We start from the raw sequence: 26662 nt of genomic DNA, 5'->3' as shown, positions 1-26662 counted from the left end.
GAGACCTTTATAGAAATGGGCCGGCACCCCTGGGCACCGGCCACATCCGGATTTTGAATTGTCTTACTCGGTTGCGACGATCGCGTCGACAAGTTCCTTGCTGTAGGTCTCGTAGTACCCTTCGTAGGCCGACTGGATCGCGGCCTGGAACTCGGCTTTTTGCTCGGCCGACAACTCGCCCACTTTCATGCCGCGTTCCTTGAGCGTTTCGACACCCGAGGTTTCGACATCGTCGACATAGGCGCGCATGGCGGTCACGGCTTCGGTCGCGGCCTTTTCAAGCGAGGCTTTCTGATCGTCGTTCAGACCTTCCCAGAAAGGTTTGGACACCAGCAGCATCGCGGGCGAATAGACGTGGCCCGACAGTGTCAGGTATTCCTGAACCTCGTTCAGCTTGACCGACACGATCACCGAGAGCGGGTTTTCCTGCCCGTCGATCACGCCCTGTTGCAGCGACGAGATCACCTCGGGCCAGGCCATCGGGGTGGGGGCGGCGCCCATGGCCTCGAAGGCGGCAAGGTGCACGGGGTTTTCCATGGTGCGCAGTTTCAGGCCCTGAACGTCGGCGGGCCCCTGAATCTGGTTGCGGTTGTTGGTGATGTGGCGAAAGCCCTGCTCGCCCCAAGCCAGCGCGTGCAGCCCGACATCGTCGAACTTGGCCAGGATGTCCTGCCCGATGGGGCCATCCAGTACCCGGCGCGCATGGCCGAGATCGCGGAACAGGAAGGGGATGTCGAACACACCGGTTTCCGGCACGAAGTTGGCCAGCGTCCCCGAGGACACGATGGTGGCCTCCACGGTGCCGATCTGAAGGCCTTCGATCACCTCACGCTCACCGCCCAGACCCGAGGAGGGGAAGTGGCGGAACGTGAAATCGTCGCCGGTTTCGGCCAGAACGACCTCTTCGAATTTTTTGGCGGCGACGCCGTAGTGGCTGTCGGGGGCCAGGGCATAGCCGATCTTGATTTCGGTCTGTGCGGCTGCGCTTCCGGCCAGCATCGCGATTGCGCCGGCGGTGGCGAGTTTACGGAACATTGATGTCATAGCAGATCCTCCCAAGTATCTGTCGTCTTGTTAGCGGTAAGGATGAAGAGCGACAAGATTGGAGCGATACGAAGGGTGGGGTATATGGAATTTATATGGTGCCCATAAAGAATCTCAATACCGCCGGATTTATTGGCCTTTGCCGCCCGCTACGGGGTGTCTTGCGTTGCAAACAGGGGCGTTTTCCCGACCTCGGAGGGTTTTTTGACCAGTTGCCGCAAAATGGTTTTCCATGCGTCAAGCAAGGTCGCGAAATATTCGGGATCGTTTTTCAGGACGGTCTGAATGCCCATCCCGCGCACCAGGCACACGGTCAGGTTCAGGATGACCTGCGCCTCATGAGAGGAGGACGGGTGCTCACGGGTCTGAAATTCGGCCCAGATTTCATTGAGGGCCTCATGAAAGTTCTTTACCACCGGCATCATTTTCAGCCGCAGTTCCTCATCCGTGCGGGCCTCGTTGATGAATTCGATGGAGAGGTAATAAAACCGGTCCGAGAACATGCTCCAGAGAAAATCGACGAACTCGTCGGTACCCAGTTGTTTTTGCGTGACTTTGCCTGCGATGTTGCGGATATCGCGGGTGCCGTCGCTCAGCAGCTTTTCCATCGCCGCGACGATGATATCCGCGCGTGTCGGAAAATGGTGCAGCAAAGCCCCGCGCGATACGCCGGCGCGTTCGGAAAATTCCGGTGTGGACGCCCTGTTATACCCGACATCGTAAATGACATCGAGCGCGGTCTCGATCAGTTTCTCCCGCGTGGCGATACTGCGTGCCTGTTTCTCACGTTTTACCATTTCCTCTACGCCTTGTGTCTTTGGTGGCCTGGGTCTGGCCGCCACCGGTTACGCAATACATGGCATGTTGCCAAGGTTTCCGACGTTTTCCGCCCGTGATGGCGCGGCATCGGATCATAGGGGTGACCGGCCGCTCAATACGCGATGGAGGGCAACCACAGCGACAGGATCGGGAACGCGATCAGGATGATGAGCGTCAGCAAATCCATGGCCAGGAACCAGGTGATGCCCCGGAATATTTCCGGCAAGGTGACCCTGTTGTTCAGGGCTCCGTTGATCATGTAGACATTCAGCCCGATGGGCGGGGTGATGAGCCCGATCTCCAGCAGCTTGATCACGATGATCCCGAACCAGACTGGGTTGATGTCCGCCGCGTTGACCAGCGGAATGAGGATCGGAAGCGTCAGCAGCAGCAACCCGATGCTGTCGATCAGCATGCCGAGAACGAGGTAGATGACCGCGACGGCGAACAGAATCCACCAGACCTGATCGCTGACCGAAAGAATGGCGTCGGCGAATGCACGGGGGAAACCGGACAGGGCCAGGAAGCGTGTGAAGAAAAGCGAGCCGATCAGGATGATGAAAATCGACGCCGTGGACACCACGGCCTGGCGCATCGCCTCGATCATGGCTTTGCGGGTCAACTTGCGGCGCATGATGGCGATGATCACGGCGGCGAATGCGCCCAAGGCACCTGCCTCGGTCGGAGAGAAGATGCCGGTGAAAATGCCCCCCAGTACGACAAGGATGAGAGTCGGGAGCGGCCAGACATCGCGCAGCGCCGCCGCGCGTTCCTCGGGGGTGGGGTCGACGGTCACGGTTCCGGCGAGTTCGGGCTTCAGTTTCACCCGGATCACGATCATGGCGATATAGATCAGCGCCGACAGGATGCCGGGGATGAACCCGGCCATGAACAATTGCCCCACCGATACCTGCGCGTAAACGCCGAAGAGGATCAGCAGGACCGAAGGCGGGATCAGCGATCCGAGCGTGCCGGAGGCCGCGATCGTTCCGGTGGCAAGGCCCCGGTCATAGCCGTTGTCCAGCATTTCGGGGACGGCCATGCGCGACATGGCCGAGGCGGTCGCGACCGACGAGCCGGAGGCGGCGGCGAAGAACGCGCAGGCCCCGACCGACGTGATCGCAAGCCCTCCCGGAAGACGCGCAAGGTAGAGCCGCAGGGACATGAACAGCCCGCGCGTCATGTCGGTGGACGAGCAGACAAAGCCCATCAGCAGGAACATGGGGGCCGCCGACAGTTCCCATTGGCCCACGTAATCGAACGGGGTGGCCGAGATCATGCCCCAGGCGACATTCATGTTGAACATCATGGCGATGCCGCCAATCGAAACGAGCCCAAGCGCCAATCCCACCGGAACCCGCAGGGCGATCATCACAAGCGCCAGAACCGTGCCCCAGATACCGATGTCCAGATTGCTCATTTTTCAGTCTCCGGGATGTGTTACAGGGCTTGCCGACGGGCGATGGACTTGAGCAGGTTCGAGGCCGTGGCCAGGAACACACCGGCGAAACCGAGCGGTAAAGCCCAGCGTGCGGGCCAGATGAAAAAGGTGAAATTGCTCATCGCGTCTTCCTTGCGCTGAGTCGAGCCGATCGCGTCATGCAGCGATTGCCAGAACAGCATTCCGAAAAACACGAGCCCCGCGAGGCAGGCAAAGATATAGAGCGCAAGCTGCGCGCGCCGTGGCATCATCTGCGCAAACAGATCGACCCGGATGTTTTCATTGCGGTTTTCGACATAGCCCAGCGCAAGGAACACGAGCACGACCATGTAGTAGAAAGAGACGACTTCCAATGTGCCGACGATCTGACCGTTGAAGAAATAGCGGATGCCGACATCGAGAGTGATGTGCAACATCATCACCAGCATCGCGATGGCGGACAATGTCAGCCCCCCGATGTTCAGCCAGCGGATTGTCTGGATGAGAAACGACATGGCCGCAATCCTTGTGTCAGCAATGTGCTTTTGACGGGCGCGCCGGAAGGGACGCGCCCGCCCGAAAGGGTCTTAGTCGACGCCGTAGGTTGCCGGATCGATTTTCGAGAAAATCTCCTGCATCGCCAGCGCGGTCAGGGCATCTTCGTCGGACGGATCGACACCGTCGAGCAGTTTTTCCCACTTGTCCATCGCTGCGAGGAAATCGTCGACGACCTCTTCGGCGTTTTCAAGGCCGTACTGATCGCGCGCCTTGTCATAGACGGAACTCAGCGACTTCTCGCGGAAACTGGCGAGCGATGCCGCAAGGTCGTCCTCGGGTTCGTAGACATTGCCGCCAGCGGCCTTGGAGGCTTCCAGCCCGTTCTGAACCTTTTCGTTATACGCAATCACCATGCGTGCCATCGAACGCGCCGAGGCTTCCATCAGCACAGAACGCTGCTCGGGGGTCAGACCGGCCCAGAACGCCGGGTTGTAGCCCCATTGCGGACCCGACCAGTACATGCCGGTCGAAACCAGGGTCGTGTGTTCGGCAACTTCCATCAGCGAACGGTCGACAAGATCGCTGGCCGCGTTGGTCGCACAGTCGAGCGTGCCGCGTTCAAGCCCGGTATACATTTCACTGGACGGCACGTTGACGGGGATGCCGCCGACCTCTTCCACCCAGACCGAAACCGCGGACCCGGCGGTGCGGATACGCTTGCCCTTGATTTCCGCCAGGTTGCGCACAGGGCTGGAACACATCAGCACATAGGGTGGGGTGGTATAGGCCCCGAGATAGACGACGCCCTTGTCCTTCCATTCGGCCAGCTGCGCCGCGTTGTTCATCGAAAAGTCGGCCACGGCGAAGATCGTCGGAACCGGGTTGGAATAGTTGAAGCCGAGTTCCTGTACGGCATTGGCGACCGGGAGTTCCGAAGGGGTGTAGACTGCGGCGTGGTGCGCTACCTGAACGACGTTGTCTCGCACCCCCTGAAGGGCAGCGCGGGGGGCTAGAAGGACGGTGCCGGTATAGACCTCAGGGGCCAGATCGCCGCCGGACAGGTCTTTGACCAGTTCGGCCCATTTCACGTAGCCTTCGCCGGACATCGGCACGGCGCCGTCATAAAAGCTGTTGGCGATGAATGTGGTTTCCGCCGCGGCCGGTGCGGCCATCAGCCCTGCAAGGGCCGTGATCCTGATTAGGTTTTTCATTTCTTTCTCCCTGTCGTTTTTTTGGGTTTTCGAGGTGCAGGCCTGTCTTGTTCGCCTCTTTTCCGGGTATTCAGGCCACGGCCTTCTGGTGGGCTTCGGCCATCTCTGCGAGACTGTTGAACCGGAATGTCGTTTCGGCCAGTTGGCCGGGGTCCATGGTTGCCCCGAACCCCTGTTTGGAATGACGCCGGTATATCCAGGCGTTGGTCAATCCGTTTGCGCGTGCCGGGACGTGATCGTGAAACATGCTTTCGGCGGTATGGAGCAGGTCGCTCTTCCCAATGCCCAATTCATCGAGGCGCAGAAGGAGGTAGTCGAAATTCGCCTGTGCGGGTTTGTAGGCGCCGACATCCTCAGCGGTGCAAATCGCATCCCATTGGATTTTGAGCTTTTCTGCCGATCCGGCGAAGCTCTGGTTATCGACATTGGACAGCACGATCATCTTGTAGTGCTGTTTGAGATAGGCCAGCGCGTCGGCGCTGTCGGGAAAGGCGGGCCAGTTTCCGACGCTTTCCCCGTATCGCCTGCATTCGTCCCAATCCACGGCAAGGCCGCAGACCTCGGCAAACCGGCGATAGACCGTGGCGAGAAGGTCTGAATACCGCCGTGCAGGGGTCTGGGCCTGCTGGCTGCTTTCGCATTTGGCATGCAGTTCCAGCACGTCATCCGCGCTCATCTCGTGGTCGAGCCGGTCGGTGAGGGGGCGCAGGTTTTCCCGAATGCCGCTTTCCCAGTCGATCAGGGTGCCGTAAACGTCAAAGCTGAGGGCCGTGTAATCCGTGAGCATGGTCATCGCTCCTTTCGCAAAATGTCAGAGAGACGCTGCTTTCTTGATCGCTTCGCCGCCTTTCATGATCAGCGGCATATGCGCGCCCTGTCCGGTCAGCAGATCGAGGTCGTCCAGCGGGTTGCCATCCACGGCGATCAGGTCGGCAAACGCACCGGGCGCGATGGTGCCGATCTGCCCTTCCATGCGCAGCACCCTGGCGGCGTCCACCGTGGCGGAGCGGATCACCGCATCGGCAGGCATGTAACGGCCCCGCAGCGGGAATTCGCCCGATTGTTCGGTTTGCATCCCCCCCAGGAGGTCCGAGCCATAGCCCATGATAACCCCGGCCTTGTGCATCTTGCCCAACCGTTCGAGCCCGGCCTCGCGCACGTCCGAGACCTTGGCGACGGATTCGGGCGGCAGGCCGAAATCGGCGCCGCAGCGCGCCAGGAGGTCATAGGTGATGTTGGTCGGCACCACGAAAATCCCGTCACGCGCGACGCGTTCGATGGTGGCATCCGAAATCAGGTTGCCGTGTTCGATACACTCGAATCCGCAGTCCAGCGCCCGGACGATTGCTTCGTCGCAATAGAGATGCCCTGTCGCGTAGGTGCCGAAACCCTTCGCGATCTCGACCATCGCCTTCAGTTCGTCGACCGAGAAAACCAGATATCCGATCGGATCCGAGGGAGAAGACACCCCGCCATCCGCCATTGCCTTGATGAATTGCGCGCCGTTCTTGATTTCTTCACGCGCGGCGCGCTGGACTTCGGGGACGCCGTCGCAAATCCGGCCCATCGCCCCGAGGCGGTCATTGTACCAGCCGACATCGTGGTTGTTGTAGGGGCCGCGATAATCGGTATGGCCGCCCGTCTGGGACAAGGCCTTGCCGCAGATGACGAGCCTCGGCCCGACGAAATAGCCCTCGTCCACCGCCTGCTGCAATCCGCGGTCCGCACCGCCGAGATCCCGAACGGTGGTAAAGCCCCGCATCAGCATATCGTTCATTAACCGGGCGCTTTTGGCGGCGATCAGGGAAGACGGAAGCGATGCGTTCAGGCCCAGATTGGCCGTGCTTGCCATCACGTGCACATGGCAATCGACAAGACCGGGCATGACGGTCAGCCCCTTGAGGTCGAGTTCGCCGTTTGCCTTGGCCGACAGCTTGGGGCCGACATCCGTGATCAGCCCGTTTTCGACGACGATATCGACCGGATCGGTCGGCTCGGGTTGCGTGCCGTCAACGATCCGGGCGTTTTTGACGAGGAGGTCGGCCATGTTTCATCGTTCCTTTTCGGCGGATGTGTCGAATATGAGAGTGGTCTTGCCGGGGTGGTCTTTGCCGGCGGTTCAGGAGGGCATCGGCCCGACTGTGCCCGGCCGGTCGAACGTCAGCCGGCTTTGCGGGTTTGCGACTGGTGCCAGCTTTGAATGTAGTCGAGCGTTGTCTGAAGGTCGACGACATCCACGTAGCGGCGGCCAAGGTCGCGCAGGTTGTCGCGGTGCGGTTGTTCCTCGATGTCGCCGACGCAATCCTCGGGAACCAGCGTTCTGTAGCGGTGACTGAATGAATCGATCGAGGAGGCACGGATACATCCGCTGGTGTTGCAGCCCGTCACGATGACGGTATCGACGCGTTCCTTGGTGAAATAGTCGCTGACGTCGGTCCCGAAAAAGATCGACGGGCCCTTTTTGCAGACGGTGAGATCGTAGTCGGGATCGTAGATGCGCTCGTCGAAGGCCACGCTGGGATGGTCGCGGCGGAAGGTTTCGCGCACGGCGGTGATTTTCCAATAGGGCATTTCCCGCTCGTTCATGTAGGCGGTATTGCAATTGGCCACCGGCACGCCGCAGGCGCGCGCCACCTTGAGCAGCTTTGCGGTGTTTTCGAGCGCCCGCATCACGAGGGGCGCGCCGCCAAGCGGATATTGCGCGTCGGTAAAGCCGATCTGGAAATCGACCACGACGATCCCCGGCTTGAAGCCCGTTCCCACGGGTATCTCGCCGTAGCTTCGATTTTTGTAATCGTCCGCATGCGCCATGTTTCGAACTCCCTGTGGCTGAAATTGTTTTCTGAAAGAGTACCTCCGTCAAAAAAACAGTCAAGACTGTTTGTATTGTCCGGGGGGAGCAATCGCATCGGGCTGTCACGCCGGATCCTCTCCGGTCGCGAGAGCTCAGGGAGGCTGGGTTTGATCGAGGGGCAGATGGTGAATGGCGTGCCGGTGTCCTGCGCGAAACCAGGCGAGCCTTGGCGGCTGTCCGGGGCGCCGATAGGGGCGGTCATCCGTTTTCGTTATCGCTGTGAGGCAATATGAAATTATCATATACACAATATGGATATAAAGTCAGGTTTCGGGTGCGGGTCGTTACTTGTCGTTATTAACAGGTGCATTTCTTCTTGTTCATTGACTGCATATATTGCAGCATGTCATCATTATTAATTTCAAGCATCCATAATGTGGACTATATGCCGATAGCAAAGGACAGTGGTGGTGCGCAAAGTGTCGATCGGGCTCTGGCTTTGCTGGTCCTGGTCGGGCAGGGCGCCGGTGCGCCGGTGCCTATCACCGCATTGACCGAGGCGACGGGGCTGAGTCGGCCAACCGTGCGGCGGCTGATGCTTGCCCTGATGCGGTCCGGTATGATCGAACAGGATGCCGATACCCGTGCCTATTTTTTGGGCGACGAGGCCTATCTGCTTGGGTTGATGGCCGCGCGGCGGGTGGATCTGCTGGGGGCGGCGGCCGACGGCTTGTTGCGCTTGGCCGCCGAGAGCGAGGACAATGCCTATCTGTCGTTGCGGCGCGGTTCCTACGGTATTTGCGTTCACCGCGAGGAGGGCACTTATCCGATCCGCAGCCAAGCGCTCAGGACCGGAGACAGGCATCCCTTGGGTGTCGGAGCGGGTGGGATGGCCATTCTGGCGGCACTTCCCGAAGGTGAACGCAGTGAAGTGCTGAACAGGATCATGCCGGAACTGGCCGGAGGATATCCCGGCTACTCGCCCGAGGTCGTTTCAGACTCGCTCACCAAGGCGCAGGAGCGAGGCTGGGCACTGAATCCGGGGCTGTATCTGCCCAATTCATGGGCCATCGGCATGGCCGTGCACGGCCCCGCCGGAGAGGTTCTGGGCGCGTTGTCGATTGCCGCGATCGACACGCGGATGCAGCCCGAGCGGCAGGAAGAACTGGCCGCTCTCTTGCGGCGCGAAGTGGCGCAGGTGGAGCATGCGCTATGTAAGGGAATTCAACCGGGCCGGAGCCCTGGACTATGAGAGGATCGAAGATGGACAATCAGCCGCAAATCGTGGGTTGGGCGCATACGAAATTCGGCAAGGCGCCCGAGGAAGACCTGACCGAACTGATGGGCGTGGTCGTGCCCGAGGCGCTGGATCATGCAGGAATTGGCGCAGCAGATGTGGATGGCATTTTCGTGGGGGCCTACAATAACGGGTTTTCCAAACAGGCCTTCGAGGGCGCGCTTGTGGGTATGGCGGTGCCCGAGCTTGCGCATGTTCCGGCGGTGCATCTGGAAAATGCCTGCGCCACCGGGTCGGCGGCGCTGTATGCGGCGCTGGATTTCATCGCCGCCGGGCGTGGCAGGATTGCTTTGGTCGTGGGCGGCGAAAAGATGACCGCCACACCGGGGCCTGAGGTTGGAGATATCCTGCTGACCGCGTCATACCGCGCCGAGGAGGGCGATATCGACGGAGGGTTTGCCGGAGTGTTCGGGCAGATCGCCAACCGCTATTTCCAGCAGCATGGCGACCATTCGCAGGAACTGGCGATGATCGCGGCCAAGAACCACGAAAACGGGATGCGCAACCCCTATGCGCATATGCAAAAGCCCTTTACGGCGGAGTTCTGCAATACCGTCAGCGACAAGAACCCGCTGGTGGCCGGGCCGTTGCGCCGGACGGATTGTTCGCTGGTGTCGGACGGGGCGGCGGCGCTGATCGTGGCGCATCCCGATGTGGCCGCCGAGATGCGCCGCGCCATCGCGTTCCGCGCGCATAACCATGTGAACGATGTGCTGGCCTTGTCGCGTCGCGATCCCACCGAATTCGCAGGCCCCCGCGCGGCATGGGGCAAGTCGCTGGAACAGGCCGGTCTCGCGCTGGACGATCTGGACATGGTCGAAACCCACGACTGTTTCACCATTGCCGAGTTGCTGGAATACGAAGCCATGGGATTGGCCGAGCGTGGCCAGGGCGGGCGCGTGATCCGTGAGGGCATCACGGTGCGGGACGGCAGGTTGCCGGTAAACCCCTCGGGCGGGCTCAAATCGCGCGGGCATCCCATCGGGGCGACGGGCGTATCCCAACACGTCATGGCGTCGATGCAATTGATGGGCGAGGCTGGCGATATGCAGCTTGACGATGTGCAGCTGGCGGGTGTGTTCAACATGGGCGGGGCGGCTGTGGCCTCTTACGTGTCGATTCTGGAGCGCGTGAAATGAAGCGGAACCGTGATCCGAAACTACCCTGGTCCGTGCGCAGCCATAACCTGGCGCATTTCCTGACGAAGAACGCCGCGCGGCTCAGGGACCGGCCCGCGATCATCTGGGGCGACCTGCAGCTGAGCTGGCGCGATCTGGATCGGCGCGTCAGCGCGATGTCGGCGGCGATGCGGGACGACTACGGATTGCAGCCTGGCGACCGGGTGATGGTGCAAAGCCCCAACAACAACCAGATCACCGAAATCATGCTGGCCTGCTGGCGGATCGGGGCGGTCTGGGTGCCGTCGAATTATCGCCAGAGACCCGATGAGGTGGCCTATCTGGCGCAGAAATCGGACGTGTCGCTGATGTTCTGTGAAGAGGGGTTTCCCGATCATGCCGCCGCCTGCATCGAAGCCGCGCCCAAGCTGGAGCAGGTGATTTGCATCGGGCAGGGGTTCGGTACCGCGTATGACGAAGTGATCGCGCGCCACGACGGGGTGCATGTGCCTGACGCGGCGGTGGACAGGGATGCGCCCTGCTGGCTGTTCTTTACGTCGGGTTCCACCGGGCGGCCCAAGGCCGTGGTGCTGACCCATGGCCAGTTGACCTTTACGGCGCTCAATCACCTGCATGATCTGACGCCGGGAACCACACCCGAGGACATGAGCCTTGTGGTGGCGCCCTTGTCGCACGGGGCCGGAATGCACCAGTTGATGATGATCGCGGGCGGCGTGTGTTCGGTGCTCATGCCGTCGGGCAAATTCGATCCGGCCAGAGCCTGGGCGTTGGTCGAGCGATACAGGATCACCAACATGTTCACGGTGCCGACCATCGTGAAGATGCTGACGGAACACCCGGCTGTCGATGAGTACGATCATTCCAGCCTGCGCTTCGTGATCTATGCGGGGGCCCCGATGTATCGGGAGGACCAGAAGCACGCGCTGCGCAAACTGGGGCAGGTGTTGGTGCAGTATTTCGGTCTTGGCGAGGTGACGGGGTGCATCACCTATCTGCCGCGCGAGGATCATCATATCGAGGATGGGACGGACACGCGCCCTGGGTCGTGCGGGATCGAACGCACGGGGTTGCATGTCAGCATTCAGGACGATGACGGGCGTGACCTGAGCCCCGGTGAAACCGGTGAAATCTGCGTGGCCGGGCCTGCGGTTTGCGCGGGCTATTACATGGATGACGGCGCCAACGAAAAGGCGTTCCGCGATGGCTGGTTCCGCACCGGCGATCTGGGCCATATGGATGCCGAACGGTATCTATATATCACGGGGCGGTCATCGGACATGTATATCTCGGGCGGCTCGAACGTCTATCCGCGCGAGATCGAGGAAATCATGCTGACCCATCCGGCCCTGTCCGAGGTGGCCATTCTTGGCGCACCCCATCCCAGATGGGGCGAAGTGGGGGTTGCCGTGTGCACCTGCGAGCCGGGTCAGTCGGTTGCGCCCGAAGATCTGGCGCAGATGCTTGAACAGAAACTGGCAAAATACAAACTGCCGCATCACTACGTGTTTCTGGATGAGATGCCCAAGACGGGCTATGGCAAGATTACCAAGAAACTCGTCCGTGAAGAACTGGAAGCGCAGGGGATCTGGCCCGGAGAGGGGGCATGACCCGTGATGTCATCCGCCATCCCGGCCCGCCTGCGCCCAAGCCGTATGCGGTCGCGCGGGGGCAGGGGCGCAAGCTGCCCGTTACCTTGCAAGGCGGGCAGTCGTTGATGGATGCGGTTGCGGACGTGATGGAGAAGACCGGCAGCGACAGCGGGGTGATCGTTGTCGACGGGATAGACATCGGCCCTTACGATTACGTCATGCCGGGGCCGTCCGATGATGGGATTCATGCGGCATGGTACAGCGCCACCCATCATGGAGCGCACGCCCGTATCCGCCACGGATCGGCCATCGTGGGCAAGCGGGACGGGGCCTGGTGGCTGCATTGCCATGCGGTTTGGGACGAAGGCGATAGCGTGAAATGCGGTCATCTTCTGCCTGACGACGTGACCTTGCCGAATGATGCCGGGGTCGTGCTGTATGCCTTCAATGGGGGGGCGTTCGACGTTTCGTTGAACGAAGAAACACTGTTTCCCATCTTCCATCCTGTTGACGGGGCGTCCGACGGCAATGCCCTGATCGCCAAGGTGAACCCGCATCACGACATTCACCAGACCGTATCGCAGATTGTCCGGGACGCGGGTTTCGCGCGCGCCGAGGTGTTGGGGGTCGGGAGCCTGATCGGAGCCCGGTTCGAAGCCGGGACTCCGATGGAGTCACCCATTTCCGAGGTCGTGATAACGCCCGGCGCGCAATGGGCCGAGGGTAAATTGCGCCTGCCGATGTATTGCGTCGATCCTGACGATGGTCAGTTTTCAGGTGACATCGTCGCCGGTGGCGCGCCGGTTTGCGTGACCTTTGAATTGATGGTGATCGAGGCCGGCTGACCCCGACCACCGATATGCTTATGCCGCCGCGGCTTTCAGGTCACTTGCGCAGGGCGGGCAGACCGACGCCCGTGCTTTGGAAGCCACCGTCGACCGCCACGATCTGGCCGGTGACATAGCTGGCCTTGTCCGAGCACAGGAAGGTGATGACATTGGCCAGTTCTTCCTCGGTTCCATAGCGGTTCAGCGGGATCGCGTCGTGATAGGCATCTATGATGTCCTGGGTATGGACGGCCATCGCCAGCTTGGTGCGTACCGGGCCGGGGCATACGCAGTTCGCGCGAATGCCGTACTCGCCCAGTTCCGCAGCCTGCTGTTGCGTCAGGTGGATCACGGCGGCCTTGGAGGTGCCATAAGCGACCCGCAGCGTCGAGGCCCGCAGCCCGGAAATGGAGGCGATGTTCAGGATCGCGCCCTTGGTTTCCCTGAGCGCCGGTGTGGCGGCCTGCGAACACAGGAACACACCGTCCAGATTGGTTTCCATGACCCTGCGCCAGCGGGCGAAATCGGTGTCTTCGACCGGGCCGAAATCGGCTACGCCTGCATTGTTGACCAGCACGTCGACCCGACCGAACTCCTCCAGCGTTTCGGCCACCATGGCTTCGGCCTTTTCCGGGAATGAAATGTCATGGGGCAAGCCGATTGCGCCTTTGCCCAATTCGTCCAGTGCCTTCTCCAGCTCTGTCTCGTCGCGGTCGACGACTGAGACAACATAGCCCTGTTCCAGAAACTGTTTGGCCGTGGCCAGCCCGATGCCGCGCGCGGCCCCGGTCACGATGGCGCATTTTTGCATGATCATTCCCTCTTGTTTCCCAGGCTACGCTACTATGAGAAACCGGGTTTGCAAGGCGGAAGTAAGCCGCGCAGGGCAGGTGTCGGATAGCTATAGGAAATACGAATAGGCGATTGGCCGGGAAGGGACATGGCGGCACGAATGCCGCCATGAGTCGAGGTCGTGAAATGAGGCCGGACCGGCTTACATCGCGGCCTTGAACAGAGCCGTCAGGTTTTCCTCGGTCAGTTCGACGGGATTGCCGCCGCAGGACGGGTCCTTGATCGCGCCCTTGACCAGATCGGGGATCGTATCTTCGGTCACGCCAAGCGCGGCAAGCCCCTTGGGAACGCCCAGTTGGTCGTTGAACCGGTCCACGAAAGCGCGGAAGCCCTCGAACCCGCCATCAATGCCCAGATAGCCCGCCGCGCGGTCGAAGCGTTCGGCGATTTTCGGAGCGTTTAGGTCCAGAACGGCAGGCATGCACACGGCGTTGGTGGTGCCGTGGTGGGTGTTGAAATGTGCGCCAATCGGGTGGCTCATGGCGTGGATCGCGCCAAGGCCTTTCTGGAATGCAGTCGCGCCCATCGCGGCGGCGCTCATCATGTGGGCACGGGCCTCGATATCGGTGCCATTGTCGTAGGCGCGGGGCAGGTTTTCGATGACCAGCCGCATGCCTTCAAGCGCGATGCCCTGGGACATCGGATGATAATGCGGGCTGGAAAAGGCCTCGACGCAATGGGCAAAGGCATCGAGCCCGGTGCCGGCGGTGATGGGTTTGGGCATGCCGACCGTCAGTTCGGGGTCGCAGATCACCGCTGCGGGCAGCATTTTGGGATGGAAGATGATTTTCTTCTCATGCGTCTCGGAATTGGTAAGAACGCCAGCGCGACCTACTTCCGAGCCGGTTCCGGCGGTGGTGGGCACGGCGATGATCGGGGCGATGGCATCGGCATCGGCGCGGGTCCACCAATCGCCGATATCCTCGAAATCCCAGACAGGGCGCGTTTGCCCGGCCATGAAGGCCACGCATTTGCCCAGATCGAGCCCCGAGCCGCCGCCAAAGGCGATCACGCCGTCATGGCCGCCCGCCTTATAGGCGGCGATCCCGGCGGCAAGGTTGTTTTCGTTGGGGTTGGGATCGACCTCGGAAAACATTGCGGCGTCCAGCCCGGCCTTGCGAAGGATGTCCAGCGCCTGCCCGGTGATCGGCAGGCTGGCCAGCCCCTTGTCGGTGACAAGCAGGGGTTTCGATATGCCGGATTGCGTGCAGGCATCGGCGAGTTCCGAAATGCGGCCGGCACCGAAACGGATGGCGGCGGGATAGGACCAGTTGGCAGTCAGTGTCATGTCGTGGCCTTCTTGAGGTGGTAGGATTTGGGACGTGTCAGGTTGTGATAGCCAATGACCGAAAGCGCGCCGCCACGGCCAGTGTTCTTGCAGCCGGTCCAGCATAGCGCCGGGTCAAGGTAATCGGCGCGGTTCATGAAGATCGTGCCGGTTTCGATGGCATCGCCCACGCGGGCGGCGCGCGCCTCGTCCCGTGTCCAGAGCGAGGCGGTCAGGCCGAAGGGGCTGTCGTTCATCAATGCGATCGCTTCGGCATCGTCGCGCACTGGCATGATGCCCACGACAGGGCCGAAGCTCTCGTCGCGCATCACGCGCATGTCATGGGTGACCCCGGTCAGGATTTGCGGCGTCAGGTAGGTGCCGCCATCGTCCTCGGCAAAGGTGTCGATATGGGCGGTCGCGCCCTTTTCGACGGCCTCGGCGATCTGTGCGCGAACTTCGGCGGCAAAGCGGGTATTGGCCATCGGGCCGATGGTGGTTTCCGGGTCCAGAGGATCACCCAGCTTGTAGCCCCTGACGATCTCGACGGCCTTCTCGACAAAGCTGTCGAACAGGCTTTCATGCACGTAGATCCGTTCGATCCCGCAGCAGCATTGCCCCGAATTGAACATCGCCCCGTCGATCAGCACGGCAACGGCCGCGTCGAGGTCCGCGTCATCCATGGCATAGCCGGGGTCCTTGCCGCCCAGTTCCAGCCCGAGGCCGGTGAAGGTGCCCGCGGCGGCCTGTTCCATCGCCTTGCCGCCGCCAACCGAGCCGGTGAAGTTCACGAAATCGAACAGGCCTTCGGAAATCAGTGTCGAGGTGGTCTCGTGATCGAGGAACACGTTGCGGAAAACCGCTTCGGGGACGCCGGCCTTGTGGAAGGCCTGCGCCATGCGCTCGCCCACCAGAAGCGTTTGCGTGGCGTGTTTCAGCACCACGGTATTGCCCGCGATCAGGGCCGGGGCGACGGTGTTGATCGCCGTCATGTAGGGGTAGTTCCAGGGCGCAACCACGAAGACAACACCATGCGGGATGCGCTTGATATAGCGGTGGAAATCGCCGTCGTTGGAGATTTCGATATCGGCAAGGCCTTCCTCTGCCAGTTCGGCCATTTTCGAGGCACGTTCCTCAAAACCGCCGAATTCGCCGCCATAGCGCACGGGGCGGCCCATCATGCGCGCCAGTTCCGGTACGATTTCGTCATTCATTTCGCCCACGGCCTTGACCCCGGCCATGACCAGATCAATGCGCTCCTGCAAGGGGCGGGCGGCCCATTCGGCCTGTGCGGCGCGGGTTTCGGCGATGGCGTCACGGGCGTCTTGCGCGCTCAGCGTCTCGCGTGTGGCGAAAACCGATCCGTCGATTGGGGATGTGCAAGTCAGCGTTGTCATGATGTCCTCTGAGGTTCAGGTCAGGCGCGTTCGAAACCGCGCTGCAATTCGTAATCGGTGACGGCGCGGTCGAAATCTTCTTGTTCGACTTCGGCGGCGCGGGTGTAGTGATCGACCACATCATCGCCCAATGCCTTGCGCAGCATGTCCGAGTTGCGGAAGGTTTGTGTGGCGCTGGCCAGCGTGTGCGGCACGTCGGGTATGTCCGTCATGCTGTACAGGTCGCCTTGCACCGGATCGGGCAGGTCGAGCTTTTCCTCGATCCCGGCCAGACCGGCGGCCAGTTGCCCGGCGCAGGCCAGATAGGGGTTCATGTCCGAGCCGGGAATGCGGCACTCGATCCGCACGCCCTTGGTGTTTTCACCCACCAGGCGGAACCCGGCGGTGCGGTTGTCGATGGACCATGCAGTTTTCGTGGGCGCGAAGGTGCCCGGTACGAAGCGTTTGTAACTGTTGATATAGGGCGCCATCAGCAACATGCAGTCCGGCGCGTATTTTAGCAGGCCCGCCACGTAATGGCGCATGGTCTGCGACATGGTATAGGCGCCGTCGGCATCGTGGAACACGTTGCCGTCGTCATTGAACAACGACTGGTGGATATGCGCGGCGCTGCCAACCTTGTCCGAGCGCCATTTTGGCAGGAAGGTGGCGGCGTGGCCCTGCTGGGCGGCGATTTCCTTGATCGCGTGCTTGGCCAGTGTGTGCTGGTCGCAGGCAGCCAGGGCATCGCCATAGCGGATGTTCAGCTCTTCTTGGCCGATCTCGGCTTCGCCCTTGGTGTTTTCGACCGGGATGCCCATTGCGTAAAGCGCATTGCGCACCGGACGCATCACGTGCTCTTCGCGGCTGGTGAACTGGATCGAGTAGTCCTGATTGTATTTCACCAGCGTTTCCAGATCGCGGTAATCGCTGGCGCGGATTTCATCATAGGTCTTGGCGAACAGGAAAAATTCCAGTTCCGTCGCCATCATCGGGGTAAAGCCCAACGCGGCGGCCCGATCCATCTGCGCCTTGAGGATCTGGCGCGGGGAATGCGGCACCGGGGCATGATCGTGGTGGTCAAGGTAATCGCACAGCACCATCGCGGTGCCTTCAAGCCACGGCACCGGGCAAAGCGTGGACAGGTCGGGTTTCATGACGTAATCACCATAACCCGACGCCCAGCTTGTCGAGGCATAGCCATCCGGGGTGGCCATTTCCAGGTCGGTGGCCAGAAGGTAATTGCAGCAATGGGTTTCCTCGAACCCGGTCTCAAGAAAGTTCGAGACGTGAAACCGCTTGCCTGTCAGGCGGCCCTGCATGTCCACGGCACAGGCAAGCACGGTGTCGATTTCGCCGCTCGCGGCCTTGGTTTTCAGCTCGTCCAGGGTCAGGGCTGTCATTTTGATTTGCTCCGTTCAGGCTTGGGGAAGGGGGCTGGTTTCTGGCCCCCTTCGGCTTTCAATGGCGGGGTTTGGCCCGCTCAGGTGTAGCGGTAAGGCCGGCCCGCCTTCTCCATGTCGGTGTTGTATTGTTTGAAGATCTCCACGACCTTGCGCTTGGTTTCCGACTCTGCGGCGATTTCGTCCCAGAATTCGCGCGCGGCGCTTTCGACCGTGGCCCATTCGGCATCGGGGATCGTGGTTAGCTGCATCTTTTCGCCGTTCACCCGCAAACGGGCCTCACCGCCCCAGTACCACCACTGGCGGTAATAGTGCGATTGCTCCATGCAGGTGGCCAGCAGCAGCTTGAGGTCTTCGGGCAATTCGTCCCAACGGCCCATATTGGCAAAGAAGTGGCCGACCCATGCACCCGAAATGTTGTTGGTCAGGAAGTAGTTGGTCACGTCGGCCCAACCCACGGTGTAGTCTTCGGTGATGCCCGACCATGCGATGCCGTCCAGTTCGCCGGTCTGCACGGCGACCTCGATGTCTTCCCAAGGCAGCGTGACAGGCACGACGCCGAATTGCGACAGGAAGCGGCCCGCAGTGGGGAAGGTGAAGACGCGCTTGCCTTTGAGATCCTCAAGGCTGTTGATCGGATCCTTGGTTGCAAAGTGGCAGGGGTCCCAGGACCCGGCCGAGATGTGCTTGACCCCGACCTTGGCGTATTCTTCGTCCCAGATTTCCTTGAGGCCGTACTGGTTGAACAGCACTGGCACATCCAGGGAATAGCGCGAGCCGAAGGGGAAATAGCCGCCGAAAACGGTCACTTCGGTGGGCGATGCCATTGAATCGTCGTCCGATTGCACGGCGTCGATTGTTCCGCGTTGAAGCGCGCGGAACAACTCGCCCGTGGGAACCAGCTGATCGGCGAAGTACAGCTCGATCTGCATGCGGTCTCCGGCGATCTTGTTGAACGTGTCGATAGCCGGTTTCACGACATGCTCGGCCAGCGCGGCACCTGCATAGGTCTGCATCCGCCATGTGATGGTGGATTGCGCGATGGCCGGGGCGGCCAGCGGCGCGGCGACGGCGCTGGCCCCGGCGGTTTTCAGGAACTTGCGTCTTGTCGTGGTCATTGTCTTCTCTCCTTGTTGAAAATGCGGCCCTTTGGCAGGGCTTCTTGTGTTGATTATTTCCCGTATACGTATTCCGGCAGCCAGAGCGCGATCTGCGGGAAGATCATCACCAGCGCCAGCGCCAGCACCATGACCGCCACGAAGGGTACGATCGAGCGATAGATGTCGCGCAGCCCGATCTCGGGCGGGGCCATGGCGCGCATCAGGAACAGGTTATACCCGAAAGGCGGTGTCATATAGGCGATCTGCGTGGTGATCGTGTACAGCACCCCATACCAGATCAGATCGAACCCGAGCGCCCCGACCAGCGGCACATAAAGCGGCGCGACGATCACCAGCATGGCGGTGTCGTCCAGGAACGTGCCCATGATGATAAAGCTCAACTGCATGAGGATCAGGATCATCCACGGGCTGAGATTCAAGGTCTCGGTGAACAGTCCCTCGATGGCGCGCACCGCGCCAAGCCCGTCGAAGATCGCGCCAAAGCCTAACGCGGCAAGGATGATCCACATGAACATGCAGGAAATCGCCAGCGTACTACGAACGGATCTCTCGAACACCTCGCGCGTCATGCGCCGCTTGAGAACGGCAGCCAGAAAGGCGGCCAGCGCTCCGATGGCCGAACTTTCCACCAGCGAGGTCCACCCCTTGACGAAGGGCACCATCATGACGGCGAAAATAACCAGCGGCAGGATTCCGGCGCGCAGCAGGCGCAGCTTTTCGGCCATGGATACGTTGCGCTCGTCCTCGGGCAGGACCGGGCCGAGGTTCGGCTGCAACCGGCAGCGGATGTAGATGTACAGAATGAACAGCGAGGCCATGAGCAGGCCGGGGATGACTCCGGCCAGCCACAGTTGCCCCACGGGCTGCCGTGCGATCATGGCATACAGCACCAGCACCACCGAGGGCGGAACCAGAATGCCAAGCGATGATCCGGCCTGTATGACCCCCGTGACCATGATCTTGTCGTAGTTACGCCTGAGCAGTTCCGGCAACGCGATGGTTGCGCCGATTGCCATGCCCGCCACCGACAGCCCGTTCATGGCCGAAATCAGGACCATGAGCCCGATCGTGCCGATGGCAAGCCCGCCGCGTACCGGGCCCATCCAGACATGGAACATTTTATAGAGGTCATCGGCGATGCGGCTTTCGGACAGGACATAGCCCATGAAAATGAACATCGGCAGCGTCAGCAGCGGATACCATTTCATCAGCTTCATGGCCGCCGAGAACGGAATTTCCACCCCGCCTGTGCCCCATAGCAGAACCCCGGCCAGCGCCCCGACGAAGCCGATTGCACCGAACACGCGCTGCCCGGTCATCAGCATCAGCATCATGCCCGAGAACATGACGATTGCGATCAGGTCATGCGACATCAGGCTTCACTCCCGCGCAGACGTTCCAGGTCGCGGAAAAACTCCGCAACGCATTGCAGGATCATCAGAAATACCCCCAGGCACAGCACCACCTTGATCGGCCAGAGTTGCGGTTGCCATGCGGTGGGACTTTTTTCGAGAAAGCCCAGTTTTTCATGGGCCGCGGCAAACCCCTGTGTGATCAGCGTCATGAACAGGTCACCGAAGAAGGCAAAGGGCTCCATCCCGAAATACCCGAGCGAATAGGCCGTCGAACTGACCGCGCCCATGAACAGGACCACCAGATAGAACAGCAGGAAGAAGACGGTGAACCCGTCGACCCAGGCCTTGGTGCGTGGCGACCAGTCTCCGTAAAACAGATCCATGCGCACATTCGATCCAAGCTGTATCGAATAGGGACCGCCCAATACGTAATAGGCCACCATGACGAACTGGGCGGTTTCCAGGGTCCAGATGGATGGTGTCAGAAAGGTCTTGGAAACCGAGGACCACAAAAGCACGCCCATGAGAACGAAGATCAGATACATCGCGACCCGTCCTATGACGTGGTTCATCCGGTCTATCGCGCGGATATATGCCTGCATCGCCTTATGCATCGCCGGCCTCCGCCTGTGTCAGTCGGGCCAGTGCGGGACGCAGAAGCGTCAACAACTCTTCTGCGATGGCATCTTGTTCTGCCGGGGTTTCGATCAGATCGTTACGAACCTCGATCATCACATTCGCCAGATTGTTGGCCAGCCCGTGCAGGCGCAGCGTGTGTGTGACGCCGTCATCGGGGCCGTACGGATCGTTGCGATTGATCTTGCGCCCCGGAATGCTTTCGGCCCGGGCCAGCATCTCATCGGCAAGGCGGCTGTCGTCATCATGCAGGATGCCGATTTCCACACTTCGATGTTCGCCGAACCAGAGCGGAGTGAAACTGTGCACGGTGATCAGGGCGGGGGGCGTTGCGCGCTGAGCCTGCCGCGTCAGGAGATTGCCAAGCGCTGTGGTAAAGGGATCGTAAACGCAATGCACGCGCTCGGCGCGGTCTTCGTCGCTCAACCCGACATTGCCCGGCACGTCGATGACTTCGCTACGTTCGGGCATGGCTCCCGGCGCTTCGGGCGGGCGGTTGCAATCGTAGACGAGGCGCGAGACGCGGCCCACGATCAATGGGGCATCTAGTGCTTGCGACAGGCGTTGCGCCAGGGCTTCGGCACCTGGGTCCCAGGCGGCGTGGCTTTGGCGGTCGGTCTCGCTCAGTCCCAGGTTGCGATACCGGGCCGGAAAGTGATTCGAAGCATGTTCGCACACGATGACAGCCGCCCCCCGGCCATCCGCGTTCAGTATTTCAAAGGCCTTTTCGTCATTATTGGCCATGTCGCCCCCTCGTTGTTGGAAAAAGCTTTCCACGAGGAAAGTTTTTCGTCAATATTTTTCCAGCAGCCTGAGGAAAGAAACCCGACAGCCTCGTCGCATATCCGGGGTTCTGCTCAGGAAAGCAGCCGCAAGGGGGCACGCCCGTGACCGATGAAGCCGATACCGACCTGCCCGTTTCCGTGGCCGCGGCCACGCCGACGGTGCGCCAGTTGATCCGCAAACATTACCAGACGCTCACCCAGTCAGAGCGCAAATTCGCCAATGCCCTGGTTGAAAACTACCCCAATGCGGGGCTGGCAACGATCACGGCTGCGGCCGAGGGGGCAGGGGTTTCGACGCCGGTGGTCGCGAGAATGGTGCAAAAGCTGGGGTTCAAAGGGTTCCCGCAGTTTCACCAGGCGCTTTTGCAGGAGCTTCAGGCCAAGGTGTCGGGCCCGACGGAGCGGCGTGCGGTCTGGGCGGCGGAAGCCCCGGAATCGCACATGCTCAATCGTTTTGCAGGCGCTGTGACGCAGAACCTTGCCCAGACGTTCTCGAATATCGACACGACGCAATTCGATGCCGCGGCGCGGCTGATGGCGTCGGCTCCGGGATTGTATATCGTGGGGGGGCGGATAACCCGGTCATTGGCCGAATATGCCTTTACGCATTTTCAGGCGATCCGTGAAGGCGTGACGCATCTGACCTCGTCGCCGGCCACGTGGCCGCATTACGTGCTGGACATGGTCGAAGGAGATACCCTTCTGATCTTCGATGTACGCCGATACGAGGAAAACCTGCTCAGGCTGGCCGAAATCGCATCGGACCGGGGAGTGCGCGTTATCCTGATCACTGATCAATGGGCCAGCCCCGTTGCCGGTCTGGCGGAGGCGACGTTTCACTGCTGGGGTGAAATTCCGTCGGCGTGGGATTCGAACATTGCCACGCTGTCCTTGATCGAGGCGCTGATCGCGGCCACGCAAGAAGAGCGTTGGCCCGAGGCGCGCGAGCGCTTCGAGCGGCTGGACAAGCTGTTCGAAATGACACGTCTGTTCCGCAAGAACTGAAGGAGCGCGACAGGGCGGCGGCGCCTCCGATGTCGAGATACCGTATGATGCCTCTGGCAATTACTTGCGCTGAAATGCGATCATGACCAGCGCCAGCAGGCTGGACCCGACCATCAGCAGCAGAGAGACTGCGTTCAGCAGCGGGGTTGAGCCTTCCTTGAGGCGGTCAAACATCGCGATGGTCAGGGGCGCGTCCGAGCCGACAAGCATCAGCGTGGTGTTGAAGTTCTCGAAACTCATCAGGAAGGCAACGACGAAAGCGCCGATCAGCGCGGGCATGAGGAAGGGGATCGTGACGGTGCGCACGGCGGTCAACCGGCCAGCCCCGAGGTTCAGCGCGGCCTCTTCCAGTGAGCGGTCGAATTTCTGAAGCCGGGTCGCGATAACCAGGGTGGAGATGGTGGTGATGAACGAGAATTGCCCGAGGATCACCAGCAACAACCCCGGACGCAGCGCCATGATGTCCCACTCCATGACGTTCCACGCCGCATTTGCCACGGTCGAAGAAAATACCAGGATCGAGATACCCAGAACGATGCCGGGAATGACCAGTGGCAGCAGCATCAGGACATAGAACACTCCCTTGCCGCGAAAATCATAGCGGTTGAACAGGAAGGCGTTCGAAGTCCCGACCGCCACGGACAAGAGCGAAACACACAGCCCGACAAAGGCCGATGTGCCGATGGCGCGCAGGATCGGGCGTTCGTGAAACACGCCGATCTTGGGGCGCTCGTCGCCGAAGAACCAGTCCCATGTGAAACCTTCCCACGGCAGCGACGGGAACTGGCTGTCGTTGAAGGCAAAGATGGCGACGACGGCCAATGGCAGGGCGAGGTAGATGAAGAACAGAGCGACATAAGCGCCATAGGTGGCGCGGATCAGGCGGCTTTGCGGGATGGTAGGGATCATGGCGCGCCTCCTTATCCCATCGTCTTTTCAAGGGTCTGGCCGGTCAGGCGCAATGTGCCCCAGACGATGACCGAGGACAGGATGAGCAGCATGAAGCCGAACACCGCGCCCAGTTCCCAATTGAAGCGGACGATGAACTGCGAATAGATCAGTTCGGTGAACCACAGGCTGTCCTTACCGCCCAGCATGATCGGTGTGAGGTAATTGCCGAGCGACAGCATGAACACCACGATCGAGCCCGAAACGATGCCGGGCATGGCATGGGGGATCACGATTTCGCGCAGGATCGACGGACCGGACCCGCCAAGGTCGTACCCGGCTTCGATCACGGCGTCATCGAGGCTGTCCAGCGTCGTCACCAGCGGCACCACCATGAACAGCATCGAGGTATAGACCAGCCCGACCATGATCGCGGCGTCGTTATAGAGCATTTCGACCGGGCCTTGCGCCAGGCCGGCCCACTGCAAGAACGACGAGAACACCCCGGTTTCGCGCAGCAGGATCATCCATCCGAAGGTGCGGACCAGTTCGGACACCCAGAACGGCACAAGGCACAACAGGAACAGCGCCGAGCGAACCCGCCCGCGGGCGATCTTGGCGATGTAATAGGCCACGGGAAAGCCGATCAGCAGGGTGAGCGCGGTGGCCAGCACCGACATGACCGCCGTGCGCGCGAAGGTCATCAGGTAAAGCGGTTCTTCCAGGAAGGTCCGGTAGTTGGCGAAACTGGTCTGGTATTCCCCCACGCCGACACGTTCGCGCAGGGACACGAAGAACATGTCGATATGGGGAATGATGATCAACAGGGCGAGCCACAGAACCAGTGGTGTCAGCAGCAGCACGAAGCCGAGGCGATGCGCGGTCTGCATCAGGCTGCCCCCGCTGCAAAGCAGCTTCCCTGATCGCTGGACCAGCCGACATGCACCTGTGCGCCGCGGTCGAGATGGGCGAATTCGCCCGACTGGGGCAGGGTGACCTCGATTTCCTCGCCGCCGCTGTCGGGGCGCATCAGGATGCGGCTGGCCGCGCCATTGAACAGCAGGCTGGTGACCTCGCCGGACAGGCGGTTGTCGAAATGCGAAACGTCCTGTGCACTGTGGCCAAGGCGAATGGCCTCGGGGCGGACGAAGATTTCGGCGGTATCGTTCCGGGCCAGGGTGCGTCCGTGACAGGCTCCGCGCAACTCGAGCCCGTTTTCGCTGCGCAATTGCAACGTGTCGCCGGACACGCCCGTGACCTGCCCCCGCCAGCGGTTGCTGTCGCCCACGAACCCGGCGACAAAGGCCGTTTCAGGGCGGTAATACAGATCGCGTGCACTGCCGACCTGTTCGAACTGCCCGGCATTCATCACAGCGATGTTGTCGGACATGACCAGGGCTTCGCTCTGGTCGTGGGTGATGTAGACGAAGGTGGTATCGAAGGCGGCCTGGAGGGATTTGAGTTCGATTTTCATATGCTCGCGCAGTTTCAGGTCGAGTGCGCCAAGCGGTTCGTCCAGCAGCAGCACATCGGGTTCCAGAACCATGCAGCGGGCGATGGCCACGCGCTGTTTCTGCCCGCCCGAAAGTTCATCGACCTTGCGCGCGCCGATGTCGGGCAGGCCGATGCGTTCCAGCACTTCGCCCACCTTGCGGGTGATTTCGGCCTTTGGCAGGCCGTTGCGGCGCAGCCCGTAACCGATGTTCTCGGAAATCGTCATCATCGGAAACAGCGCAAGATGCTGGAACACCATGTTCACCGGCCGCTTGTTGGGGGCGACATCCAGAACCGAATGGCCCTTGATGCGGATATCCCCACTGGTGGGGGCCAGAAACCCGGCGATCATGCGCATGATCGTCGTTTTGCCGCAGCCCGACGGCCCGAGGATCGAAAAGAAAGAGCCCGGTGGTACCTCGAAGCTGACATCCTGAACGGCGGTGGTATCGCCGAAACGCTTGGTCAGGTGAGTGCATTCAAGATCAGGTGCCGTCATGGGGTATCGTTGTCCTTGCAAAGCAAAAAGCCCCCGCCGGTTGAACGGGGGCTTTCAGAGTATGTCCGGTCTCAGTTGGCGGCCTTGACGCGATCCAGTACAGCGCCCTCGATCACCTCGAGCCCGGCGGGAACCGGGGGGTACCATTTGATGTTGTCCACGGCCTCGGGCGGGAAACTGGCCTGATACTTGGCTTTCAGGGCGTCCGAAACATATTCGTCGGCGCCCTGCGAGGCGGTGAAGTTGCCGACGGAATCGGTGATCATGGCGGATACCTCGGGCTGCATCACGAAGTTGATCCAGTCATAGGCGGCATCGTCCGCGCGGCCCTTGGCGGGCAGGACGAAGGTGTCGATCCAGCCAAGCGCACCCGAGGCGGGTGCGACAAAGGTGATATCGGCATTGTCGTCGTTCAGCTTCCAACCGCCGGTGTCCCATGCCATCGCAGCTACGACTTCACCCGAGCGCAGCAGGTTCATCAGCTCATCACCGCCCGACCAGTAGGCTTTGACGTTGGGTTTGCACTCTTTCAGCTTGGCTTCGACCTTTTCCATCATCTCGGTATAGGCCTGCTCGTCGCCATAGGCGGCGAAGGGGTCCATCCCCATCGAAAAGGCAAAGCCGATCAGCGTGGGGCGGCGCAGGCGATAGGAGACATTGCCCGACACCTCGGGTGCGCAGAGATCGGTGTAATCCTTGACCATGTTGGCCTTTGCGGTGTCCAGAACCAGCCCGGAGGTGCCCCAGACATGCGGCACGCCGTAGATTTCATCGCCAACGGTGGTGTTGGCCTTGGTGGCCATCAGCATCGAGGGGATGAATTGCGACTCGTCGATCTTGGACAGGTCGATGGGCTTGTAGATGCCGAATTCGGCCTGCGGCCCGGCGATGCGGTCCTGGCTGGGTTGCGCCAGATCGAAACCGCCGCCGCCGGTGGCGCGCAGCTTGGCGATCATTTCCTCGTTGTTCGACAGCGTCACTTCGACGGTGTGGCCGGTTTCGGCCTCGAACTTCTCGATGACATTCTCGGGCGCATAGCCGCCCCATGTCAGAAGACGCAGCGTGTCCGCATTGGCGGGGGCGGCAAGTGTAAAGGCACCGGTGATGACGGCAGCGAATTTCAACTGTGTAGCGTAGGTTTTCATGAGACTTCCCTGTCTTGAACGGATTTGTCCGATTGGTCCAATTTATTGTTAGTGCAGGAATGGGCCGCTTTCCAAGTAAAACCTAGATGACACTCGGAACCGATGGCGCGGTCTTTGCCATATTGGCCCGAGATCGCAGGGGCCTTCCCGCAAGCCGGTGCCGTGGTCAGGACACGCAGACTCCGGATTTACGATGGA

The 26662-nt window shown here is 61.0% G+C and carries 25 protein-coding genes; 5 read left to right on the top strand and 20 right to left on the bottom strand.

What is annotated here, in order from left to right; genetic code table 11:
- Window positions 1–63: 63 nt before the first annotated feature.
- From KPG71_RS01925 to KPG71_RS01890, 8 genes are all read right to left on the bottom strand, one after another.
- Complete coding sequence (locus KPG71_RS01925) at window positions 64–1035, bottom strand: TRAP transporter substrate-binding protein (protein ID WP_253196053.1); 972 nt, start codon at window positions 1033–1035, stop codon at window positions 64–66.
- Window positions 1036–1193: 158 nt separating this feature from the next.
- On the bottom strand, window positions 1194–1841 hold the full coding sequence (locus KPG71_RS01920; protein ID WP_216336357.1) for a TetR/AcrR family transcriptional regulator: 648 nt from the start codon (window positions 1839–1841) through the stop codon (window positions 1194–1196).
- 134 nt (window positions 1842–1975) lie between these two features.
- On the bottom strand, window positions 1976–3283 hold the full coding sequence (locus KPG71_RS01915) for a TRAP transporter large permease (protein ID WP_216336354.1): 1308 nt from the start codon (window positions 3281–3283) through the stop codon (window positions 1976–1978).
- A 20-nt stretch (window positions 3284–3303) separates the two neighbouring features.
- Window positions 3304–3798, bottom strand: a complete 495-nt coding sequence (locus tag KPG71_RS01910; protein ID WP_216336353.1) for a TRAP transporter small permease subunit — start codon at window positions 3796–3798, stop codon at window positions 3304–3306.
- A 72-nt stretch (window positions 3799–3870) separates the two neighbouring features.
- Window positions 3871–4992 carry a C4-dicarboxylate TRAP transporter substrate-binding protein gene (locus KPG71_RS01905; protein ID WP_216336348.1) on the bottom strand — a complete coding sequence of 374 codons (1122 nt, stop codon included), beginning with the start codon at window positions 4990–4992 and terminating at the stop codon, window positions 3871–3873.
- A 70-nt stretch (window positions 4993–5062) separates the two neighbouring features.
- Entirely contained in the window at window positions 5063–5785 is a 723-nt protein-coding gene (locus tag KPG71_RS01900) for a haloacid dehalogenase type II (protein WP_216336346.1), read from the bottom strand.
- Window positions 5786–5803: 18 nt separating this feature from the next.
- Window positions 5804–7039, bottom strand: a complete 1236-nt coding sequence (locus KPG71_RS01895; protein ID WP_216336344.1) for an amidohydrolase family protein — start codon at window positions 7037–7039, stop codon at window positions 5804–5806.
- Between the two features lie 113 nt (window positions 7040–7152).
- On the bottom strand, window positions 7153–7803 hold the full coding sequence (locus KPG71_RS01890; protein ID WP_216336342.1) for an isochorismatase family protein: 651 nt from the start codon (window positions 7801–7803) through the stop codon (window positions 7153–7155).
- Between the two features lie 428 nt (window positions 7804–8231).
- Between KPG71_RS01890 and KPG71_RS01885 the strand changes: the two genes are divergently transcribed.
- The 4 genes from KPG71_RS01885 to KPG71_RS01870 are packed head-to-tail and all read left to right on the top strand — an operon-like array spanning window position 8232 to window position 12656.
- Window positions 8232–9038 (top strand): IclR family transcriptional regulator, encoded by an 807-nt coding sequence (locus KPG71_RS01885; RefSeq protein WP_216336340.1) that lies wholly within the window; start codon window positions 8232–8234, stop codon window positions 9036–9038.
- Window positions 9035–10222, top strand: a complete 1188-nt coding sequence (locus KPG71_RS01880) for an acetyl-CoA acetyltransferase (RefSeq protein ID WP_216336338.1) — start codon at window positions 9035–9037, stop codon at window positions 10220–10222. Before KPG71_RS01885 ends, KPG71_RS01880 begins: the two co-directional genes overlap by 4 nt.
- Complete coding sequence (locus tag KPG71_RS01875) at window positions 10219–11829, top strand: acyl-CoA synthetase (protein WP_216336336.1); 1611 nt, start codon at window positions 10219–10221, stop codon at window positions 11827–11829. The genes KPG71_RS01880 and KPG71_RS01875 overlap by 4 nt, the downstream gene beginning before the upstream one ends.
- Window positions 11826–12656, top strand: coding sequence for a hypothetical protein (locus KPG71_RS01870; RefSeq protein ID WP_216336333.1), 831 nt, complete (start codon window positions 11826–11828; stop codon window positions 12654–12656). The genes KPG71_RS01875 and KPG71_RS01870 overlap by 4 nt, the downstream gene beginning before the upstream one ends.
- A 40-nt stretch (window positions 12657–12696) precedes the next feature.
- Here KPG71_RS01870 and KPG71_RS01865 read toward each other — a convergent pair whose 3' ends face one another.
- The 8 genes from KPG71_RS01865 to KPG71_RS01830 form a co-directional block, all read right to left on the bottom strand.
- Window positions 12697–13455, bottom strand: a complete 759-nt coding sequence (locus KPG71_RS01865; protein ID WP_253196009.1) for an SDR family NAD(P)-dependent oxidoreductase — start codon at window positions 13453–13455, stop codon at window positions 12697–12699.
- 177 nt (window positions 13456–13632) lie between these two features.
- Window positions 13633–14778 carry an iron-containing alcohol dehydrogenase gene (locus KPG71_RS01860; RefSeq protein ID WP_216336329.1) on the bottom strand — a complete coding sequence of 382 codons (1146 nt, stop codon included), beginning with the start codon at window positions 14776–14778 and terminating at the stop codon, window positions 13633–13635.
- Complete coding sequence (locus KPG71_RS01855) at window positions 14775–16157, bottom strand: aldehyde dehydrogenase family protein (protein WP_216336708.1); 1383 nt, start codon at window positions 16155–16157, stop codon at window positions 14775–14777. Before KPG71_RS01855 ends, KPG71_RS01860 begins: the two co-directional genes overlap by 4 nt.
- Window positions 16158–16174: 17 nt before the next feature.
- Window positions 16175–17536 carry a glutamine synthetase family protein gene (locus KPG71_RS01850; protein WP_216336327.1) on the bottom strand — a complete coding sequence of 454 codons (1362 nt, stop codon included), beginning with the start codon at window positions 17534–17536 and terminating at the stop codon, window positions 16175–16177.
- An 80-nt stretch (window positions 17537–17616) separates the two neighbouring features.
- Window positions 17617–18654 carry a TRAP transporter substrate-binding protein gene (locus KPG71_RS01845; RefSeq protein WP_216336325.1) on the bottom strand — a complete coding sequence of 346 codons (1038 nt, stop codon included), beginning with the start codon at window positions 18652–18654 and terminating at the stop codon, window positions 17617–17619.
- A gap of 53 nt (window positions 18655–18707) precedes the next feature.
- The gene (locus KPG71_RS01840) at window positions 18708–20030 is read right to left on the bottom strand and encodes a TRAP transporter large permease subunit (RefSeq protein ID WP_216336324.1); all 1323 of its coding nucleotides are present in this window, start codon (window positions 20028–20030) and stop codon (window positions 18708–18710) included.
- Window positions 20030–20626 (bottom strand): TRAP transporter small permease subunit, encoded by a 597-nt coding sequence (locus tag KPG71_RS01835; protein ID WP_216336322.1) that lies wholly within the window; start codon window positions 20624–20626, stop codon window positions 20030–20032. The genes KPG71_RS01840 and KPG71_RS01835 overlap by 1 nt, the downstream gene beginning before the upstream one ends.
- Window positions 20619–21392, bottom strand: a complete 774-nt coding sequence (locus KPG71_RS01830; RefSeq protein WP_216336320.1) for an N-formylglutamate amidohydrolase — start codon at window positions 21390–21392, stop codon at window positions 20619–20621. The genes KPG71_RS01835 and KPG71_RS01830 overlap by 8 nt, the downstream gene beginning before the upstream one ends.
- Window positions 21393–21535: 143 nt before the next feature.
- Here KPG71_RS01830 and KPG71_RS01825 point away from each other — a divergent pair, with 143 nt between their 5' ends.
- Complete coding sequence (locus KPG71_RS01825) at window positions 21536–22438, top strand: MurR/RpiR family transcriptional regulator (protein ID WP_367397293.1); 903 nt, start codon at window positions 21536–21538, stop codon at window positions 22436–22438.
- 60 nt (window positions 22439–22498) lie between these two features.
- On the opposite strand, the gene KPG71_RS01820 is transcribed toward KPG71_RS01825, so the two are convergent.
- The 4 genes from KPG71_RS01820 to KPG71_RS01805 form a co-directional block, all read right to left on the bottom strand.
- Window positions 22499–23347: an ABC transporter permease gene (locus tag KPG71_RS01820; RefSeq protein WP_216336318.1), complete on the bottom strand. Its 849-nt coding sequence runs from the start codon at window positions 23345–23347 to the stop codon at window positions 22499–22501.
- 11 nt (window positions 23348–23358) lie between these two features.
- Entirely contained in the window at window positions 23359–24216 is an 858-nt protein-coding gene (locus KPG71_RS01815) for an ABC transporter permease (RefSeq protein ID WP_216336316.1), read from the bottom strand.
- Complete coding sequence (locus KPG71_RS01810; RefSeq protein ID WP_216336314.1) at window positions 24216–25319, bottom strand: ABC transporter ATP-binding protein; 1104 nt, start codon at window positions 25317–25319, stop codon at window positions 24216–24218. Before KPG71_RS01810 ends, KPG71_RS01815 begins: the two co-directional genes overlap by 1 nt.
- A 71-nt stretch (window positions 25320–25390) precedes the next feature.
- Window positions 25391–26464, bottom strand: a complete 1074-nt coding sequence (locus tag KPG71_RS01805) for an extracellular solute-binding protein (protein ID WP_216336312.1) — start codon at window positions 26462–26464, stop codon at window positions 25391–25393.
- Between the last annotated feature and the right edge of the window lie 198 nt (window positions 26465–26662).

It is taken from the genome of Roseovarius sp. PS-C2 (genome assembly GCF_018862045.1).
GTDB lineage: Bacteria > Pseudomonadota > Alphaproteobacteria > Rhodobacterales > Rhodobacteraceae > Roseovarius.
Note: the sequence above shows the minus strand (reverse complement) of the source record. Positions and strands in the feature narration are given on the sequence as shown.

Excerpts from the sequence above, each read along its gene's own strand:
- KPG71_RS01925 (WP_253196053.1), bottom strand. The coding sequence starts at position 1,035 with ATGTTCCGTAAACTCGCCACCGCCGGCGCAATCGCGATGCTGGCCGGA.
- KPG71_RS01920 (WP_216336357.1), bottom strand. The coding sequence starts at position 1,841 with ATGGTAAAACGTGAGAAACAGGCACGCAGTATCGCCACGCGGGAGAAA.
- KPG71_RS01915 (WP_216336354.1), bottom strand. The coding sequence starts at position 3,283 with ATGAGCAATCTGGACATCGGTATCTGGGGCACGGTTCTGGCGCTTGTG.
- KPG71_RS01910 (WP_216336353.1), bottom strand. The coding sequence starts at position 3,798 with ATGTCGTTTCTCATCCAGACAATCCGCTGGCTGAACATCGGGGGGCTG.
- KPG71_RS01905 (WP_216336348.1), bottom strand. The coding sequence starts at position 4,992 with ATGAAAAACCTAATCAGGATCACGGCCCTTGCAGGGCTGATGGCCGCA.
- KPG71_RS01900 (WP_216336346.1), bottom strand. The coding sequence starts at position 5,785 with ATGACCATGCTCACGGATTACACGGCCCTCAGCTTTGACGTTTACGGC.
- KPG71_RS01895 (WP_216336344.1), bottom strand. The coding sequence starts at position 7,039 with ATGGCCGACCTCCTCGTCAAAAACGCCCGGATCGTTGACGGCACGCAA.
- KPG71_RS01890 (WP_216336342.1), bottom strand. The coding sequence starts at position 7,803 with ATGGCGCATGCGGACGATTACAAAAATCGAAGCTACGGCGAGATACCC.
- KPG71_RS01885 (WP_216336340.1), top strand. The coding sequence starts at position 8,232 with ATGCCGATAGCAAAGGACAGTGGTGGTGCGCAAAGTGTCGATCGGGCT.
- KPG71_RS01880 (WP_216336338.1), top strand. The coding sequence starts at position 9,035 with ATGAGAGGATCGAAGATGGACAATCAGCCGCAAATCGTGGGTTGGGCG.
- KPG71_RS01875 (WP_216336336.1), top strand. The coding sequence starts at position 10,219 with ATGAAGCGGAACCGTGATCCGAAACTACCCTGGTCCGTGCGCAGCCAT.
- KPG71_RS01870 (WP_216336333.1), top strand. The coding sequence starts at position 11,826 with ATGACCCGTGATGTCATCCGCCATCCCGGCCCGCCTGCGCCCAAGCCG.
- KPG71_RS01865 (WP_253196009.1), bottom strand. The coding sequence starts at position 13,455 with ATGATCATGCAAAAATGCGCCATCGTGACCGGGGCCGCGCGCGGCATC.
- KPG71_RS01860 (WP_216336329.1), bottom strand. The coding sequence starts at position 14,778 with ATGACACTGACTGCCAACTGGTCCTATCCCGCCGCCATCCGTTTCGGT.
- KPG71_RS01850 (WP_216336327.1), bottom strand. The coding sequence starts at position 17,536 with ATGACAGCCCTGACCCTGGACGAGCTGAAAACCAAGGCCGCGAGCGGC.
- KPG71_RS01845 (WP_216336325.1), bottom strand. The coding sequence starts at position 18,654 with ATGACCACGACAAGACGCAAGTTCCTGAAAACCGCCGGGGCCAGCGCC.
- KPG71_RS01840 (WP_216336324.1), bottom strand. The coding sequence starts at position 20,030 with ATGTCGCATGACCTGATCGCAATCGTCATGTTCTCGGGCATGATGCTG.
- KPG71_RS01835 (WP_216336322.1), bottom strand. The coding sequence starts at position 20,626 with ATGCATAAGGCGATGCAGGCATATATCCGCGCGATAGACCGGATGAAC.
- KPG71_RS01830 (WP_216336320.1), bottom strand. The coding sequence starts at position 21,392 with ATGGCCAATAATGACGAAAAGGCCTTTGAAATACTGAACGCGGATGGC.
- KPG71_RS01820 (WP_216336318.1), bottom strand. The coding sequence starts at position 23,347 with ATGATCCCTACCATCCCGCAAAGCCGCCTGATCCGCGCCACCTATGGC.
- KPG71_RS01815 (WP_216336316.1), bottom strand. The coding sequence starts at position 24,216 with ATGCAGACCGCGCATCGCCTCGGCTTCGTGCTGCTGCTGACACCACTG.
- KPG71_RS01810 (WP_216336314.1), bottom strand. The coding sequence starts at position 25,319 with ATGACGGCACCTGATCTTGAATGCACTCACCTGACCAAGCGTTTCGGC.
- KPG71_RS01805 (WP_216336312.1), bottom strand. The coding sequence starts at position 26,464 with ATGAAAACCTACGCTACACAGTTGAAATTCGCTGCCGTCATCACCGGT.